The 15,815-nt window shown below is 32.8% G+C and carries 18 protein-coding genes; 9 read left to right on the forward strand and 9 right to left on the reverse strand.

Annotation, left to right across the window (positions count from 1 at the left end):
* Positions 1-19: 19 nt before the first annotated feature.
* Positions 20-1,996, reverse strand: a complete 1,977-nt coding sequence (locus ACQY56_RS05145; RefSeq protein WP_428738311.1) for a TonB-dependent receptor — start codon at positions 1,994-1,996, stop codon at positions 20-22.
* Between the two features lie 189 nt (positions 1,997-2,185).
* On the opposite strand from ACQY56_RS05145, the gene ACQY56_RS05150 reads away from it, so the two are divergent.
* Positions 2,186-2,341, forward strand: a complete 156-nt coding sequence (locus ACQY56_RS05150; RefSeq protein WP_428743737.1) for a hypothetical protein — start codon at positions 2,186-2,188, stop codon at positions 2,339-2,341.
* Here the strand turns inward: ACQY56_RS05150 and ACQY56_RS05155 are convergent.
* Positions 2,291-3,280, reverse strand: a complete 990-nt coding sequence (locus ACQY56_RS05155; protein ID WP_428738310.1) for an agmatine deiminase family protein — start codon at positions 3,278-3,280, stop codon at positions 2,291-2,293. The genes ACQY56_RS05150 and ACQY56_RS05155 overlap by 51 nt on opposite strands.
* A gap of 14 nt (positions 3,281-3,294) precedes the next feature.
* Between ACQY56_RS05155 and ACQY56_RS05160 the strand changes: the two genes are divergently transcribed.
* The gene (locus ACQY56_RS05160; protein WP_428738309.1) at positions 3,295-4,308 is read left to right on the forward strand and encodes an alanine racemase; all 1,014 of its coding nucleotides are present in this window, start codon (positions 3,295-3,297) and stop codon (positions 4,306-4,308) included.
* On the opposite strand, the gene ACQY56_RS05165 is transcribed toward ACQY56_RS05160, so the two are convergent.
* Genes ACQY56_RS05165 through ACQY56_RS05185 form a run of 5 tightly spaced genes read right to left on the reverse strand, consistent with a single transcriptional unit; the run spans position 4,305 to position 6,616 of the window.
* A complete protein-coding gene (locus tag ACQY56_RS05165; protein ID WP_428738308.1) occupies positions 4,305-4,817 on the reverse strand; it encodes a C40 family peptidase in 513 nt (170 codons plus the stop codon). The two genes, ACQY56_RS05160 and ACQY56_RS05165, sit on opposite strands and share 4 nt — an antisense overlap.
* On the reverse strand, positions 4,817-5,206 hold the full coding sequence (locus ACQY56_RS05170) for a hypothetical protein (RefSeq protein WP_428738307.1): 390 nt from the start codon (positions 5,204-5,206) through the stop codon (positions 4,817-4,819). Before ACQY56_RS05170 ends, ACQY56_RS05165 begins: the two co-directional genes overlap by 1 nt.
* Positions 5,206-5,427, reverse strand: coding sequence for a PP0621 family protein (locus tag ACQY56_RS05175; protein WP_428738306.1), 222 nt, complete (start codon positions 5,425-5,427; stop codon positions 5,206-5,208). The genes ACQY56_RS05170 and ACQY56_RS05175 overlap by 1 nt, the downstream gene beginning before the upstream one ends.
* Positions 5,424-6,008: a 16S rRNA (guanine(527)-N(7))-methyltransferase RsmG gene (gene rsmG / locus ACQY56_RS05180; RefSeq protein WP_428738305.1), complete on the reverse strand. Its 585-nt coding sequence runs from the start codon at positions 6,006-6,008 to the stop codon at positions 5,424-5,426. Before rsmG ends, ACQY56_RS05175 begins: the two co-directional genes overlap by 4 nt.
* A gap of 44 nt (positions 6,009-6,052) precedes the next feature.
* Complete coding sequence (locus ACQY56_RS05185) at positions 6,053-6,616, reverse strand: PAS domain-containing protein (protein ID WP_428738304.1); 564 nt, start codon at positions 6,614-6,616, stop codon at positions 6,053-6,055.
* A 103-nt stretch (positions 6,617-6,719) separates the two neighbouring features.
* Here ACQY56_RS05185 and ACQY56_RS05190 point away from each other — a divergent pair, with 103 nt between their 5' ends.
* Positions 6,720-7,166 (forward strand): CZB domain-containing protein, encoded by a 447-nt coding sequence (locus ACQY56_RS05190; RefSeq protein WP_428738303.1) that lies wholly within the window; start codon positions 6,720-6,722, stop codon positions 7,164-7,166.
* Here the strand turns inward: ACQY56_RS05190 and ACQY56_RS05195 are convergent.
* Positions 7,161-9,635 carry a sensor domain-containing protein gene (locus ACQY56_RS05195; protein WP_428738302.1) on the reverse strand — a complete coding sequence of 825 codons (2,475 nt, stop codon included), beginning with the start codon at positions 9,633-9,635 and terminating at the stop codon, positions 7,161-7,163. The genes ACQY56_RS05190 and ACQY56_RS05195 overlap by 6 nt on opposite strands.
* Positions 9,636-9,644: 9 nt before the next feature.
* The gene (ribA, locus tag ACQY56_RS05200; RefSeq protein ID WP_428738301.1) at positions 9,645-10,208 is read right to left on the reverse strand and encodes a GTP cyclohydrolase II; all 564 of its coding nucleotides are present in this window, start codon (positions 10,206-10,208) and stop codon (positions 9,645-9,647) included.
* Between the two features lie 77 nt (positions 10,209-10,285).
* On the opposite strand from ribA, the gene hemB reads away from it, so the two are divergent.
* The 6 genes from hemB (at position 10,286) to ACQY56_RS05230 (ending at position 15,647) form a co-directional block, all read left to right on the forward strand.
* Positions 10,286-11,257 carry a porphobilinogen synthase gene (gene hemB / locus ACQY56_RS05205; RefSeq protein ID WP_428738300.1) on the forward strand — a complete coding sequence of 324 codons (972 nt, stop codon included), beginning with the start codon at positions 10,286-10,288 and terminating at the stop codon, positions 11,255-11,257.
* Positions 11,258-11,293: 36 nt separating this feature from the next.
* The gene (argF, locus tag ACQY56_RS05210; protein ID WP_428738299.1) at positions 11,294-12,217 is read left to right on the forward strand and encodes an ornithine carbamoyltransferase; all 924 of its coding nucleotides are present in this window, start codon (positions 11,294-11,296) and stop codon (positions 12,215-12,217) included.
* A 3-nt stretch (positions 12,218-12,220) separates the two neighbouring features.
* The gene (locus ACQY56_RS05215) at positions 12,221-13,405 is read left to right on the forward strand and encodes a multiheme c-type cytochrome (protein ID WP_428738298.1); all 1,185 of its coding nucleotides are present in this window, start codon (positions 12,221-12,223) and stop codon (positions 13,403-13,405) included.
* Positions 13,406-13,473: 68 nt separating this feature from the next.
* Positions 13,474-14,142 carry a response regulator transcription factor gene (locus tag ACQY56_RS05220; RefSeq protein ID WP_428738297.1) on the forward strand — a complete coding sequence of 223 codons (669 nt, stop codon included), beginning with the start codon at positions 13,474-13,476 and terminating at the stop codon, positions 14,140-14,142.
* Complete coding sequence (locus tag ACQY56_RS05225) at positions 14,099-15,286, forward strand: sensor histidine kinase (RefSeq protein WP_428738296.1); 1,188 nt, start codon at positions 14,099-14,101, stop codon at positions 15,284-15,286. Before ACQY56_RS05220 ends, ACQY56_RS05225 begins: the two co-directional genes overlap by 44 nt.
* Before the next feature lie 64 nt (positions 15,287-15,350).
* Positions 15,351-15,647 (forward strand): c-type cytochrome, encoded by a 297-nt coding sequence (locus ACQY56_RS05230; RefSeq protein ID WP_428738295.1) that lies wholly within the window; start codon positions 15,351-15,353, stop codon positions 15,645-15,647.
* Positions 15,648-15,815 lie beyond the last annotated feature (168 nt).

Here is a 15,815-nt window from a genome sequence, read left to right on the forward strand (position 1 = left end):
AATTTGGGCTATAACTTGTTTAGAATTTAAAATCTAAGTTTGTATATATATAACGTCCTGGTTCATTAAGTAACATAGTTTCAGTAGCACCAGAAGCGATAAGTGTTAAATCTACATATGTGTTACTTAGAGCATATGTTACATCAAAGATGTTATTTACACCAAGAGTAAAGTCAAATTGTTTATTTACTGCATGTTTGATTTTTGCATTTACAATTGCCCAACCAGCTAACTCTTGCTCACCATTATCAGAATCTATTTTGTCCCATCTATCACTTGCTTGTAGTTCTAAAGTTGCTATAGAATTAGTCATATACTCATAGTTTACACCAATATTAGCGCGTAGAGGTGCGATATCAGCTAAATCTGTATCTGTTTGACCAGTTAAAGCAGTGTCTTTTTCACCAACTTTATATGATGCACCCATATCAACAGTGATCTCATCAGTTGCATATAGAGAAGCACTTAACTCTGCACCATAAAGTGTTGCATCGATATTTTGGAAGTTATTTGTAGATAAACCTTTTTGGAAATAGATATAGTCACTAAGTTTAGAGTAAAAAGCTTTTGCTTTTAGTTTAAAGTATTGGTTATTTGTTTCATATCCTAAGTCAACCTCTTGGTTTGTTGTTTCATCTAAAGTATTTGTACCAACATGAGCACCAGCTTTAGACATAAAGTACAATTCTCTTGCATCTGGTACACGTGTCGCTTGACCAAGACCTAAGAAAAGTTTGTTTTCTTTATTAAAGTTGTAAGTTGTCATGATATTTGCACTTGGATAGAAAAACTTTCTACCACCAAAGCTATCACTTTTAACTTTTGCATAGTCATATCTTGCACCTACACTTACATCAAAAGCACCAAAAGATTTATCAAGTTTAGCAAAAATAGCACTATCTTTTGTTTTTGTATTATCTATACTTTTAATTGTTTCCATATGGTTCATCTCATAATGCCCATCCCATTTTCTTTCACTACCATCAAAACCAAGCACAAAGATTGAATCCATGATATCAAAAGTATTTTTGAGTTTTACACCATCCATCTCTGTTGTTAGAGCATTTGTCATTACCATCATACTTGATGACATTCTATAATCAGTTCCCATTGGATGATCTACATCTGAGTGGTAATATTGGAGGTTTAAATTTTTAAAGTTTTCATTGATAGCATCAACATTATACTCAGCACTATAAATATTTGAATCATCATAAATAGCATCCATAGGTGTACTTGGGTATAAAACATTATCACTTCTATTTGCTGTTACACTTAAGCGAAGCTCTTGATTTTGGGCAGTTGTTATAAATGCTTTTACCATTGCACTATTTTTGACGTATGCTGGCATATCATGGTAAGCTGTTTTGAATTTATATTTATTTAAATTCGTAGGATCAAGTGTTGCTTGATTGTCAACTTGTTCTGCTAAAGTGTCCCCATTTCCATCTTTGTATTGGTCACTTGATTCTCTTGAAACTGTAGCCATCATTCTAATAAAATCATTTCCTCCACTAGCAGTTGCACCAATTTTATTGTATCCCCATGCACCTGCAGCTAGATTAACTGAACCCTGCAATTCTTTAGATGGTTTTTTCGTAGTTACTTTTACTTCCCCACTTAAAGCACCAAATGTTTCAACATCATAAGGACCTTCAATAACTTGGATACTATCAATTTGATTTGCAACGATATGTGATGTTGGTGGATCCATTCTATTTGGACATGCACCATATGTTTTTGTACCATCAACCTCTACAACAATATTATCTCTTTTTTGCCCACGAATGTAGATATCATTAGCGATACCACTTCTTCTATTCATATCTACACTTGGCACTTTATCACTGAGTGCTTTTGCTGTATCAGCAGATGTTTGTGCATTCTCTGCAACCTCTGAAATCACTGTAGATTCAACAGTAATTGTATCAACTGTAACGTCACTAGCTGTAAGGTAAGACACTGCTAATAACGATAATGGAATTATTTTTTTCATATATAAACCTCTAAACATAAAATCCTTGCCATTGTATAAAAAGAAGTGTTACAGAAGTGTTAAGAGAACTGCTAGAAGGCTTTTGAACAGATATTATTTATGGCGACAAATCCTCCCTTTGGTCTGAGCACCAAATACAAAACTTTTTAACAAACATTTGGAATGAATGATATCTGGTATAATTCTACCATGACAAAAATGGAAAAATTTAAACGTACCGTAATAATTGCATTAGGTTTTGCCATCTCCACTTATTTGATTATGAGTGGAATGGCAATGTTAGATCAAGAAAAATCAGTTGATGGAAATTTCACTAGCAAAGTTCATAGTGACACAGTGGAGTGATCCATGTTGTCGGATGAGTGTTGCACACTCAACTCCAACAACTTCCCTATCAGGCATAGCCCATCTAAAAATTTCCAAAGCCTCCGCATCCTCTTTAACATTGTAAGTTGGAACAAGCACACCATTATTTACAAATAAAAAGTTTGCATATGTAGCAGGTAGGCGTTCATTATCATCATACACAGCAGAACTCATTGGAAGTTTTATAAGTTTTAATTTGTGCTCAATCACAAACTCTTTAAGTTCATCTTCCATCTTTTTTAGTGCTTCATAGTGTTCATCATTTTCATCATCACATGCAACATACATAATGGTGTCTTTTGAGATAAAACGTGCCAAAGTATCTATATGTGAATCTGTGTCATCTCCAGCAAGATAACCGTTATTTACATACAAAATCTCTTTTGCTCCAAAATACTCTTTGAGCTTTTGTGTGATTTGCTCTTTGTTAAATTTGCTGTTTCTATTTGGATTGAGCATACACTCTGAGGTTGTTAAAATAAGTCCCTCTCCATTACTCTCAACACCACCACCCTCTAAAATAAAATCAATATCTTCCATTTCGCATGAGTAATACGGTGCAAGTATTTTTGACATTCTATTATCAAGCTCTGAGTTAAACTTTCCACCCCAAGCATTAAAGATAAAGTTTAAAAGCTTTATTTCACCATCTTTGTATATGCTTAGAGCTGAGGTGTCCCTTGCCCAAGTATCATTAGCGGTATATTCAACAAATTTGATATTTGTATGATCTTCAAAATAGTTTTGTACCTCATTGATGTTATAACATACTACTAAGCATGTCTGAAATTGTCTGATTGCATTAATAATATTTACAAAATTAGCTCTAGCATCTTCAATGCAACAAGACCAATCCATCTTTTCATGTGGAAAAACAACCTGAGTAAAACTTTGTTTTTCAAATTCAGCAATTAACATTGTATAATTCCCCTATGGCTTTCATAACTTTAAATAAAAACAACTTTTTTTATAATCTTGACATTATCGCAGATAAAACTAAAAGCAAAGATAAAATAGCGGTAGTTTTAAAAGATAATGCATATGGTCATGGACTTTGTGAAATGGCGACTTTGGCACGTGAGTATGGTATAACAAAAACAGTTGTACAAACGCAAAGCGATGCACAAGAGATTTATGATTTTTTTGAGTATATTTTAGTACTTGCCCAAATCCCAAAAGTTGCTGATCCAAAGATACACTATACGATCAATGAATTAGATGCAATTCAAAAGTTTCCAAAATATACAAAAGTAGAACTCAAAGTAAACACTGGAATGAATAGAAACGGTATAGAGATGTGTCAACTCCAAGAGGCTTTTGCTCTTATCGCTCAAAATGAACTAGAACTCAAAGGGGTTTTAACGCATCATTCTTGTGCTGATGAAGAGGGTGATTACTTCGATTTTCAGAGAAAAAATTTTCAAGAGGTTAAAGTTCAAGCAAAAGAGTTGGCAAAAACATATAACTATCAAATAGCTTTTCACTCTACTAACTCAGCAGCACTTTTTCGTACAAAAGATTTTGATGATGATATGACAAGAGTGGGCATCGCTATTTATGGTGGTTTAGTGATGCCTTGTAGTATTTGTAGTGTTGATTTAAAACCAGTGTTGAGTCTTTACGCTAAGCGAAATTCTTCTAGAGTTATAAATGCAGGTGATTGTGTAGGCTATGGAGCAAGTTTAAAAAGTGATAAACAACAAGTTGTAAGTAATTATGACTTTGGATATGGCGATGGTTTTTTTCGTGCATGTTCAAATACTTATAAAACTCCTGAGAGTGTAGCAATTGCTGGACGTATTTCTATGGATAATAGTTCATTTTTGTCTGATAAAGAGGAGTTGTTAATTTTCAATGATGCAAAAGAGATAGCAAAATATGCTGGAACTTTTTCTTATGAAATTTTGACATCATTAAAGAGTCATATTAGAAGAATAGTGGTCTAATAAGCGAGAACTCGTCTAGCTTGCCAATAATGTTGTTTCCAATAAGGGTTGTTGATATTTGAAATAACTACACCATGTTTAGTTGATGTATGTAAAAAATTTCCATATTCGAGGTATATTCCTGAATGTTTAGAACGATAACTTGTTTTAAATAGAACTAAATCTCCCTCTTTAATAGCAGATTTTTTTATAAAGTGACCAGCTTTTGCCTGATGTGTAGTATCTCTTGGAATTGTGACTCCAAAACCATCTTCATAGACATTTTGCACTAAAGCAGAACAATCAATCCCATGGCAAGAATTACCACCATACTCATAAGGAGTGTTATACCATTTCTTGTATTGCTCATAAATTGTTTGTGTGATTGGGTTATGTTTTTGAAGTTTATAGGGGACTTCATTATCTGTTTGTTCAGTATAAGGTTTAAGTGTAGCATATTTTGGTGTAGAACTTCTTGTCGAGCATCCATTGAAAAGTATCAAAGATGCTAAAAGAAGAAAAGTTTTCATTAACTTATCTTCACAATCGCCTCAGCAAAAATAACACCATCTATTCCAAGTAAGGCAAACTCTTCAATCTGATCTTCTTGTTCAATATGTACAAGGATTTTTGCATCAAAGAGATAATTTTCAGCAATATTTTGTGCAGTTTTTGCAAAACTTTTTTGTACCATTATAAAGTCTGCACCTAAAGCAGATGCATAAATAAGTTCAGTTATATTTTTGACATTAATCCCATATGAGATGTTGTTTTGTTGCAAATATTGGATAATATCAAGATTATTTTGTGAAAACTCCACATAAATTTTTGAAGATGGTGGTGTATGAGTAATATCTTCTATATCAAAGATATGGTAAAACCTTTGGCTTTGTATAAAACGGTGACCAAACAGTAGCATCAATTCCCCTTCTGTACACACTCTTTTGAGCAGTAATATTTCCCATTGCTGAGTATCGATTCACTTATCTCTACATAAACACCGCAACTACTACATTCGATCATGTCATTTGGTTGTGGTTTTGTATCTTTTGAGTCTTTAGTCGAAGAGATCGGCTTTTTTTTGATAAACATAAAGTACACAAAAGCGATAACTCCAATAACAACTAAATACTTTATCATATATTTTCTCCCAGTAGTAGGTAATGTCTATTTTGTTTTTCAATCACTTTATAGTGCATATTTTCTACAACATCATCCATCTCATCAAAAACTTTTTCACCTTTGTAAAAAAAAAGTTTTGTATCTGCATCACGGTGTTTTTTACTTAAGTTTAAAAGCATTTTTGTATCTGTAACAGCGCGAGAGGTAATCATATCAAATATTTGTGAATCCATATCTTCAACTCGTTTTTTGACAATAGTCACATTTTGAAGTCCCAGATCAGCCTTGATAAATTGTAAAAAACTTGCACGTTTTGCCAAAGGTTCTACAAGTGTAACGTGTGTATCGCTAAGTGCAAAAGCTAAAATCATCCCTGGAAAACCAGCACCCGTACCTATATCCATTAAAGAGTTTATTTTTGGAAGAAAACTTACAGGATACACTGCATCTACAATGAAACTATCTAAAGTCTTTTCATCTTTTGCACCAGTGAGGTTATGGATTTTATTCCATTTAAGTAGATGCTCTTTATATTTAGCAGCATAGTGAAAAAAACTTTCTGGTAAATGTAACTCTTGAAGTTGTAATCGTAGACCCAAGTAAAATATCCTTTTAAAAAGAATATTTTACCTAAAAAGTGTTGTTAAGAAAAGAATTTTTTCATCGCTTTAAAAAAGATTTTGAACAAACCTTTATTTCCAACAAGGTCTTCAATAAATTCATCATATGTAACACCTGCTTCTTCTAAGAAACCACGAAGATATTTTTCACTCGCTTCCATGCCACCATCTTTTTCAATCTCTACAAGTTTTTGGTAGATTGGTGCCATAACATCTATAGCTTTTCTAGGGGCTGCTTTTCTAAATGCCGTATGTGAAATGATCTCATTTGTTATAGGATCAACCTTTGGTTCAAACTCTGTTACAACCCAATAATAGCTACCGTCTTTAGCGAGATTTTTTACAACAGCCATAATGTTTTGTGCACGATTGATTCTATCCCACATCATTTTAAACACCACTCTTGGCATATCTGGATGGCGGATAATATTATGCGGTTTACCAATTAATTCTGTTTCTGTATAACCTGTTATCTCAACAAAATAGTCGTTTCCATATTCGATGATCCCTTTAGCATCTGTCTTAGAAACAATGTATTTTTTTGGGTCTAATACTTTCTCTTTATCTATAGGAGTTGGACGAGACATTAACTATTCCTTTAAAAAAAAATAAAGTTCATTATATAACTTTAATTGTTAAATTTAGATAATTATATTATAATTTTAAAATTTTTGGCAAAAGAGCAAGATTATGACGAGAAAAGAGATGTTAGATGCTATGGCAGTTGCAAGAGAGACTCATAAGCGTCAAATGGATAAAATAAAGCACATTATAAAAGGGGAGTTGGTAGAAGAACCAACAGCACTTGGAAAAATGGAGTGTGAATGTGGGCAATGGTTTTATTCAAACAAAGATGAGATGACAAAGATTTTAGGGCATCAAATGTTTGAACGTTTAGATAAAGTGCATGAAAAATGGCATCAAGATTATAGTAGAGTGTATGAGATATATCAGGCAAAGCAACAACGTGGTAGTGGTATCTTTGCTAAAGTTATCAATAAAGGTAAAGATAATTTAGAACACGATAAATTAAAACTATACTATAAAGAGCTTTCTGAATTAACAGATGAACTTATGCGAGAAGCTGATGCAGCTATGCGTAGGATAACTGCACTACCAGAGAGTAAATTTTTATAACTTTATTCTAGCTATTAAAAATTTTTCCATATTGTTTGCATCAAGTGGTTTAGAATAGTAATACCCTTGGATAACATCACATCCATTTGCTAACATAAACTCTTGTTGCTCTTTTGTCTCAACTCCCTCAGCTACTAACTTTAGATTTAAAATTTGAGCAAGTGCAATAATCGCTTTTGAGATCGCTATATCTTCATCATCATCTGGAAGGCCTTCGACAAAAACTTTATCAATTTTTAGTTTATTTACAGGAAGACGTTTTAAGTAAGCTAATGAAGAGTATCCTGTACCAAAATCATCTATCGCTATTTCTATACCTAGATTATTGATCTCTTTTAAACGTTTGATTGAATCTTCAGGGTTTTTCATAATTTGCCCCTCTGTGATCTCTAATGTGAGCCAAGCAGGATCAAAATGTAATGTTTTCATAGTATCTGAGAGTATCTCAATAAAGTTTTTATTTTCTATCTGTTTTGCAGAAAGGTTTAATGAAAGTTTTCCAGGTTCTAATCCTTGATCGATCCAATCTTTAAACTGTTTCATAGCGTAGCGTAAAACTATAAGGTCTATTTGTATAATCATCCCTGTCTCTTCAGCCAATGGGATAAATTTATCTGGTGAAATCATCCCAACATCACTATGTTCCCAACGAACAAGAGCTTCCATACCGACTACTTTATCTGTATTTGAATCTATTTGTGGTTGATAATGGACAACAAAACTCTCCTCTTTAATTGCAACACGTAAACTTTGCTCCATAATAACTCGTTCGAATGCTGATTCTGTCATGTCTGAGGAGTAAAATTGGTAGTTGCTACGCCCTTCATCTTTTGCTTTATACATTGCTGCATCTGCATATTTGATAAGGTTATCACCCTCTTTGGTATCGTCTGGATAGATTGAAATGCCAATACTTGAAGAGACATAAAGTTCTAACTCTTTGATAATGATAGGTTCTCTTAAAATATCTATAATTTTTTGCGCAACGATAATTGCATTTTGGCTCTCATGAATATCTTTTAGAATGATAGTAAACTCATCACCGCCAAGACGTGAAAGGGTGTCTTCTTCACGAATAACAGATGTTAAACGTTTCGATGCTTCGATTAAAACTTGATCCCCCACATGATGACCAAGTGAATCGTTAATATTTTTAAATTGGTCAAGGTCTATAAATAAAAGTGCAAATTTTTTATCATGTCTTTTTGCTGAAGCGATAGTTTGATCTAATCTGTCTCGAAATAAAACTCTATTTGGTAGATTTGTGAGCATATCATGATGCGCTTGATGTCGTAACTTCTCAGTTTGAATCTCAAGCATTCTTTGTGTCTCTTTTTGTTTAGTAATATCTTGAATATAGCCGATATAACCAATAATCTGTCCTAAATCATCTTTGGAAGCACTTAAAGAGACATCACAAATGATTTCATTTTGATTTTTATCTACTAGTAAGAGCTCTGCATTGAGATTGATACCATCATTGATGTTTTGAAAACATTGTGTTAGAGTGATCTCATTTTGATTACTGTAGATTATTTTTATATTTTTCCCAATAGCTTCAAAAGTATCGTAACCAAAAAGTTTTTTACTTCCATTGTTCCAAGTCAAAATATTGCCACAGTTATCTGTACTGATAACTGAATCATGGATATTTTCAAGGATTTTAGCTTGGCGTTGGTATTTTGATTCGAGTTCTATAATTTGGGAGATGTCTGTATCAAAAATAACATAACATTTTTTGTTTTTATAGGTAATGATATGCAAGTATGATTGTACATAATAAAGTGAACCATCTTTTCTTTTATGAATAGTTTTATTTAAAATATTTCCATTACGATCAAGAAGGTCTCTTAGTCTTTCTATCTCATCATTTTTAAGATATGGATTAACATCTTTTATACTCATAGAGAGTAATTCCTCTTTTGAGTATTGCAAAGATTTTGTAGCACCATGATTAACATACATATAATCAAGCGTTTCAAAATTGACTATATATATCTCATTAGAAGATTGTTCAACAAGTTCAGATAACTCTTTAGCTTCCTGTTCTAGCTCAACAATGGGGGTAATATCTTGGGTTGAACCTATAAATTTAAGAGGTTTACCATCTTCATTAAAAATAGTTTTTGCGTTGATTAAAATATCAATTATTTTTCCATCACCACGTTTTGCACGTGCTTGAAATGAAAATATATCTCTTGATTTTGCAGAGAGTTCTATAATCCTTTGTGCCTCTTCAACATACTCTGGCAAAATGATATTTAAAAAAGTTTCAAAACTAAGAGAAGTGTCTCTAGGGACTTGATAAACATTATAAAGATTATCTGACCAGATTGTTTTGTGCGTCTTAAAATCTATCTCCCAACTTCCAAGCCCAGAGAGCATACTAAACTCTTTTAAGATATCCTCTTGCGCTTTAAGTTTATATATAGCTGTGCTTAAATCATCCCGCTCAACATCTATAGCCATAGTCCCTCTTTAGATTAAATGTCCCATCTCATCACGTTTTGTGTTGAGGTAACCTTTATTATGTTCATTTGCTTTCATAATAATCGGTATACGTTCAACTATTTCAACCCCTTGAATAGAGTTGATTTTATCTGGATTGTTTGTTAATAATTTTATCTTTTCAATATTAAAATGATTTAAAACAGCAGTTACGATCTCATAACTTCGCTCATCTGCTGAAAATCCAAGTTGATGATTTGCTTCTATTGTATTATACCCTTGATCTTGCAGTGCATAGGCATTTATTTTATTTAAAAGACCAATATTTCTACCCTCTTGACGAAGATAAATAACCATCCCACCTGTTTCATTTGCCATCTCTAAGGCATACTCAAGCTGGTCACGGCAATCACATTTGAGACTCCCTATAGCATCACCTGTTAAACATTCTGAATGAACTCTTACAATTGGAATTTCATCTAAATTTTTTGAATATATAACTAAGTGTTCTTTATGCCCCTCTTTAAATGCTTTTACTTGAAAGTCACCAAAACGCGAAGGTAAATTTGCTACTTCTGAAATCTCTATGTTCATTTTAGACCTATTCTATAAATTATTTATCTTTATAATGGTAAAATAATCACAATTATAGCAAAAAAGGTTAAAAAATTATGTTTCAAAGATTTCGTAGAACTCGTTTAAATCAACATTTACGTGCATTAGTACGTGAAACACATGTACGTGTTGATGATTTTATCTATCCACTGTTTGTAAGAAGTGGAGAGGGGATAAAAACAGAGGTAGCATCTATGCCTGGTGTATATCAAATGAGTATCGATGTAGCTGTAAAAGAGTGTGAGGAGTTAAAAGAATTGGGTCTAAATTCTATTATTTTATTTGGAATTCCAGATACAAAAGACTCAGTTGGAAGTGATGCGTTATGTGAGCATGGAATCATAGCAACAGCAGTAAAAGAGATAAAAAAAGCACATCCAGAGATGTTTGTAGTAACTGATTTGTGTTTTTGTGAGTATACAGATCATGGGCACTGCGGAATCATTGATGAAGAAAAAGAGACAGTTATTAATGATGCAACATTAGAGATATCTGGACAACAAGCTATAGTTCACGCAAAAGCGGGAGTAGATATGATTGCACCTTCAGGGATGATGGATGGCATTATAGAAACACTTAGAGATGCACTTGATAGTGCAGGATACAATGACTTGCCAATAATGAGTTACTCAACAAAATTTGCATCAGGATATTACGGACCATTTCGTGATGTGGCAGAATCAACTCCAAGTTTTGGCGATAGAAGTTCATATCAAATGGATCCTGCAAACAGACGTGAAGCGATAGCAGAATCAATCGAAGATGAGGCACAAGGTGCTGATATTTTAATGGTAAAACCAGCCCTTGCATACCTTGATATAATTCGAGAGATTAAAGACAATACTACAAAACCGATGGCAGTGTATAATGTAAGTGGTGAATATGCGATGTTAAAACATGCTGGAAATGCAGGTTTAATTGATTATGATAGGGTTGTGATGGAAACTATGGTAGCGTTTAAACGTGCGGGTGCAGATATAATCATCTCATACCACGCGAAAGAAGTGGCAAAACTTTTAAAAAAATAGTATAATTTACACTTATTAAAAAATTTAGGAAAGAGAATGAGACATTTTTTAACACTAAAAGACTTTAGCAAAGAAGAGATTTTAGAAATTATTGAACTTGGTCTTAGTATTAAAAAAGATTTAAAAAAAGGGATTTATAAAAAAGAGTTAGAACACAAAACTCTTGCGATGATCTTTGAAAAAAGTTCAACAAGAACACGTGTTAGTTTTGAAACAGGGATGTTTCAACTTGGCGGACATGCACTTTTTTTATCAAACCGTGATATCCATTTAGGACGAGGTGAGCCTGTAAAAGATACTGCACGTGTAATAAGTAGAATGTGTGATATGGTAATGATTAGAACATTCGAGCACTCAATGATCGAAGAGTTCGCAAAGTACTCTCAAGTACCAATTATTAATGGACTTACAGATTCGTATCATCCCGTGCAACTTTTAGCAGATTATATGACAATTATAGAGTATGGTTTAGAAAAAGATCTTAAAGTTGCTTATGTTGGTGATGGAAATAATATGACACACTCTTGGTTGATGCTTGCTGCAAAACTTGGATTTGAACTTCGTATTGCAACACCAAAAGGGTATGAAGTTGATAGCGATGTTTTAAAAGATGCGTATGAACTTGCAAAACAAAGTGGAGCAGTTATTAAAGTCAGTAACGATCCAAAAGAAGCAATTTCTGGTGCGAGTGTAGTCACAACAGATACTTGGGCATCTATGGGTCAAGAGGATGAAAAAGAGCAGCGCATCAAAGATTTTAAAGGTTACATTGTAGATGGACTTATGATGTGCTTAGCACAAAAAGGTGCAAAATTTTTACACTGTTTACCTGCATATCGCGGACAAGAAGTGAGTGAAGAGGTTTTAGAGGAGCATAGCGATATTGTTTTTAGCGAGGCTGAAAACAGATTACATGCACAAAAAGGGCTTATGGTCTGGTTAGATAAACAAAGAGGATAGGATATGAGATTTTTTTTAGTTTTTTTATTGGCATTTAGTTTTAGTTTTGGTGCTAAAGTTGTTAAAGTAGATCAGCGTTATCAAGAATCTGTAAAATGTAAAGTTTGTCACCATAGAATTGTGGATGAATGGAGTGATTCATGGCATGCAAAAAGTCATTATAAAAACGATGAGTATTTTCAAAAGAGTATAGAATATGTAAGTAGAAAACATAGAAAAAGTCTCAATAGTGTAAAAGTTGAGTGTGCAACTTGTCACAATCCTAGAATCTCGGTTACAAATACAACTTTGGACTATGAACTAGCAGCTGTCATGGGATTAACTGAAGGAAGTAAAGTAGATAAAGCAGTTTCAGATGATTCACTTGGTGAAGGGATTAACTGTGTAGTTTGTCATAACATAGATAAAATTCATGATGAGTATGATGCAACAAAACGTGGTATACATAGAGTAGAATGGACAAAATCAGGAACTATGACAGGTCCATATACAGATGCAAAATCACCATATCATAAAACTATCCACCATGATTTTATGGATAAAAACCCAAATAAACTTTGTTTTGTATGCCATGCAAATGATAGAAGTGTAAGAGGTCTTGTGTTCACAAATATGGAAGAGGAATATGTGGGTGAACAAAAATGTGTTGAGTGTCATATGGGTCCACAGAAAAAAGACGTTGCAGCTACATATAGTTTTAATGGCAAAGCAAAGATACGAACGGTAAGAAATCACGGTTTTATGGGTGCACATTTTGACTCTATGTTAAATGGTGCATTAGAACTTTCATCTGAGAAAAAAGGCAGAAGCCTTATAATCACTATCTCAAATCCTCAACCACATAATGTCCCAAGTGGATTTGGTGGACGTGAGTTACTGCTTGAAATGGTATATAAAAATAAATCGGGTGAAGTAATTGATACAAAAACTCTTTCACTTACAACAACATATGAGAGAAAAAAAGGTAGAGAGGGTATCCCTCATATGGCTAAAAAAGCCTCTAAAGATATGAGTATCCCTGCAAAAGGCTCAAAAAGCTTTAAAGTTGAGAAAGTAGCTGGAGCAGCTATGGTTGAGATTACTCTAAGTTATAGACTTGTCAATGATGAGATCAGAGAGTTACTAGAGCTTAAAGAGCCTATTTGGAGTAAAAAATACTTTGTAGCAAAACTACGTCAAAAATTATAAGATACTTTATTTAGTATCTTATACCTCTTTCTTCCTCCCTCCTTACTATACAATGATATAATGTAGTTATGAAAAAAATACTCCTTCTTGAAGATGATATGGCTTTACATGAAACTGTTAAAGATTTTTTAGAAGCACAAGATTATGAAGTGCTTAGCAGTTATGATGGTGAAGATGCAAGTGAAAAAGCGTATGAGCATAATTTCGACCTACTTTTACTCGATGTAAATGTTCCAAAACTAAGTGGTTTTGAGCTTTTACATGAACTTAGAGAGAGACAAAACCAAACACCAGCTATTTTTATCACCTCATTAAATGGAATCGCAGATTTAGAAAATGGTTATGATAGTGGATGTGATGATTATATAAAAAAACCATTTGCACTTAAAGAGTTACAACTTAGAGTGGAAACTCTTTTAAAAAGAGAGTTTTATCATAATAAAAGTGAGGAGATAGCACTTTCTAATGGGTGTAGTTTTGATGCAATAAATGACACTTTAAAACAAAATGATACGCCTATTTCTCTAGCAAATAAGGAGTTAAAACTTTTAAAGCTTTTTTTACAACATAAAAATGAGCTTATCGATCATGAAGTGATAGAAAACAGACTTTGGGAATATAATGAAATTTCAAGTGAGAGTGCTGTGAGAACATATATCAAGCACTTGCGTCAAATTTTAGGAAAGGATAGTATTGTCAGTATTAAAAAATCTGGATATAAATTTATCCACAAGTAGTAAAAAAACACTGCAAAATTTTTTAGTTTTATATAGTTTTTTTACCCTTATAATTACTACACTTGGTATCTATCTTTATTATAGCTCTCAAAAAGAGCTCTATAATCAAGAGCAACTAGTAGCTCTCAATGATTATGCAAATGAGTTAACACTCAAACTCAAAGATTTGAAAAACGATACAACAAATCAACTTATCTACCCTTGGGATACAAAGTTTAAAACTTCACTTTACGATAAAGATTACAAACTTTTATACTCTACAAAACAAAACCCGACTATTGATTTAAGTAATTTGCAAATGACACAAAATATGATAGCACGTTATTTGAAAAATAGCGACGAATATTATCTTGAAGCACAGTATATTATAGTAGAGATAGTTGAAGATAAAAGTTTTGAAATTTCATTGATAGCTACTATCGTACTTTATGGAACAGTTTTTTTGGTATTTATGTTAACAGTAGGGTATTTTATACTTTCACTGTTACTCAAACCTATGAAAGATACACTATTTTTACTTGATAGATTTATCAAAGATACGACACATGAACTAAATACACCTGTCAGTACAATACTTACAAATGTAGAATTCCTCCAAAATATAGAGCAAGATAAATCAAGTCAAAAAGTTATTGATAGAATAGAGATAGGTGCAAAAACACTCTCAAATATTTATGATGACCTTACTTTCTTAATCCTCAAACATAAACTTATCTCACAAGATATCAAGATCAATTTATGTGAACTTTTAGATGAAAGGATAGAGTACTTTAAAGCCCAAGCAAATATCAAACAGATAAAGGTTACAAAATTTTATCAAGATGAAGTTACTCTATATATAGATAGAAAAAAGCTTATAAAAGTGATTGATAATCTTCTCTCAAATGCTATAAAATACAATAAAGTTCAAGGAACGATAGAGATAACATTAGATAAAAATAGTTTGAGCATTAAAGATAGTGGAATAGGAATAGCCAAAAAAAATCTACACAACCTTTTTACAAGATATGCCCGATTTACAGATACTACAGGCGGTTTTGGAATAGGGTTGCATATAGTAAAATCTATCTTAGATGAGTATGGATTTGAAATTAATGTAAACTCTTTAGAAGATGAGTACACTACATTTACTATAAAGTTTTAACACTTCACAATCACTCCACAATTATTTTTTATACTACGGATATATAACAAAAAAGGAGTTTGATATGAAAACTTTATCAAAAACAATTATGACTTTAGGTGTATTAGGTGCAACAATATTAAGTGCAGATGCAAGTTTTGCAAAATGTAGTGCATGTCATGGTGCAAATGGTGAAAAACATGCTTTAGGAAAATCACAAGTAATTCAAGGTTGGAAAGCACAGAAAACTCTTGCAGCCTTAAAAGGGTATAAAGTTGGAACATATGGTGGTCCTATGAAAGGTGTAATGAAGGGTCAAGTGAGTAAACTTAGTGATGAAGATATGCAAGCATTAGCAAAACATATTGAAGGTTTAAAATAACTTTGGATTAAAAGGAAAAGACAATGCAAAGAAGACAATTTTTAAGTATGACATTAGGTGCACTAGCATTAGCAGTAGTACCAGCGAGTGTAAAAGCTGAGGATTTCAGAAAAAACAAACCAGCTGTATGGAGTGCACATACAGTAGATGACGCTATCAAAGCTATGT

Origin of the sequence: Sulfurimonas sp. (assembly GCF_050296975.1) — a bacterium.
Classification (GTDB): Bacteria; Campylobacterota; Campylobacteria; order Campylobacterales; family Sulfurimonadaceae; genus Sulfurimonas.

What these genes read in the sequence shown, in the direction of transcription:
- ACQY56_RS05165 (WP_428738308.1), bottom strand. Translation starts at nt 4,817, where the DNA reads ATGAAAACTTTTCTTCTTTTAGCATCTTTGATACTTTTCAATGGATGC.
- hemB (WP_428738300.1), top strand. Translation starts at nt 10,286, where the DNA reads ATGTTTCAAAGATTTCGTAGAACTCGTTTAAATCAACATTTACGTGCA.
- ACQY56_RS05195 (WP_428738302.1), bottom strand. Translation starts at nt 9,635, where the DNA reads ATGGCTATAGATGTTGAGCGGGATGATTTAAGCACAGCTATATATAAA.
- ACQY56_RS05145 (WP_428738311.1), bottom strand. Translation starts at nt 1,996, where the DNA reads ATGAAAAAAATAATTCCATTATCGTTATTAGCAGTGTCTTACCTTACA.
- ACQY56_RS05175 (WP_428738306.1), bottom strand. Translation starts at nt 5,427, where the DNA reads ATGATAAAGTATTTAGTTGTTATTGGAGTTATCGCTTTTGTGTACTTT.
- ACQY56_RS05220 (WP_428738297.1), top strand. Translation starts at nt 13,474, where the DNA reads ATGAAAAAAATACTCCTTCTTGAAGATGATATGGCTTTACATGAAACT.
- ACQY56_RS05150 (WP_428743737.1), top strand. Translation starts at nt 2,186, where the DNA reads ATGACAAAAATGGAAAAATTTAAACGTACCGTAATAATTGCATTAGGT.
- ACQY56_RS05215 (WP_428738298.1), top strand. Translation starts at nt 12,221, where the DNA reads ATGAGATTTTTTTTAGTTTTTTTATTGGCATTTAGTTTTAGTTTTGGT.
- argF (WP_428738299.1), top strand. Translation starts at nt 11,294, where the DNA reads ATGAGACATTTTTTAACACTAAAAGACTTTAGCAAAGAAGAGATTTTA.
- ACQY56_RS05155 (WP_428738310.1), bottom strand. Translation starts at nt 3,280, where the DNA reads ATGTTAATTGCTGAATTTGAAAAACAAAGTTTTACTCAGGTTGTTTTT.
- ACQY56_RS05230 (WP_428738295.1), top strand. Translation starts at nt 15,351, where the DNA reads ATGAAAACTTTATCAAAAACAATTATGACTTTAGGTGTATTAGGTGCA.
- ribA (WP_428738301.1), bottom strand. Translation starts at nt 10,208, where the DNA reads ATGAACATAGAGATTTCAGAAGTAGCAAATTTACCTTCGCGTTTTGGT.
- ACQY56_RS05185 (WP_428738304.1), bottom strand. Translation starts at nt 6,616, where the DNA reads ATGTCTCGTCCAACTCCTATAGATAAAGAGAAAGTATTAGACCCAAAA.
- ACQY56_RS05160 (WP_428738309.1), top strand. Translation starts at nt 3,295, where the DNA reads ATGGCTTTCATAACTTTAAATAAAAACAACTTTTTTTATAATCTTGAC.
- ACQY56_RS05190 (WP_428738303.1), top strand. Translation starts at nt 6,720, where the DNA reads ATGACGAGAAAAGAGATGTTAGATGCTATGGCAGTTGCAAGAGAGACT.
- ACQY56_RS05170 (WP_428738307.1), bottom strand. Translation starts at nt 5,206, where the DNA reads ATGCTACTGTTTGGTCACCGTTTTATACAAAGCCAAAGGTTTTACCAT.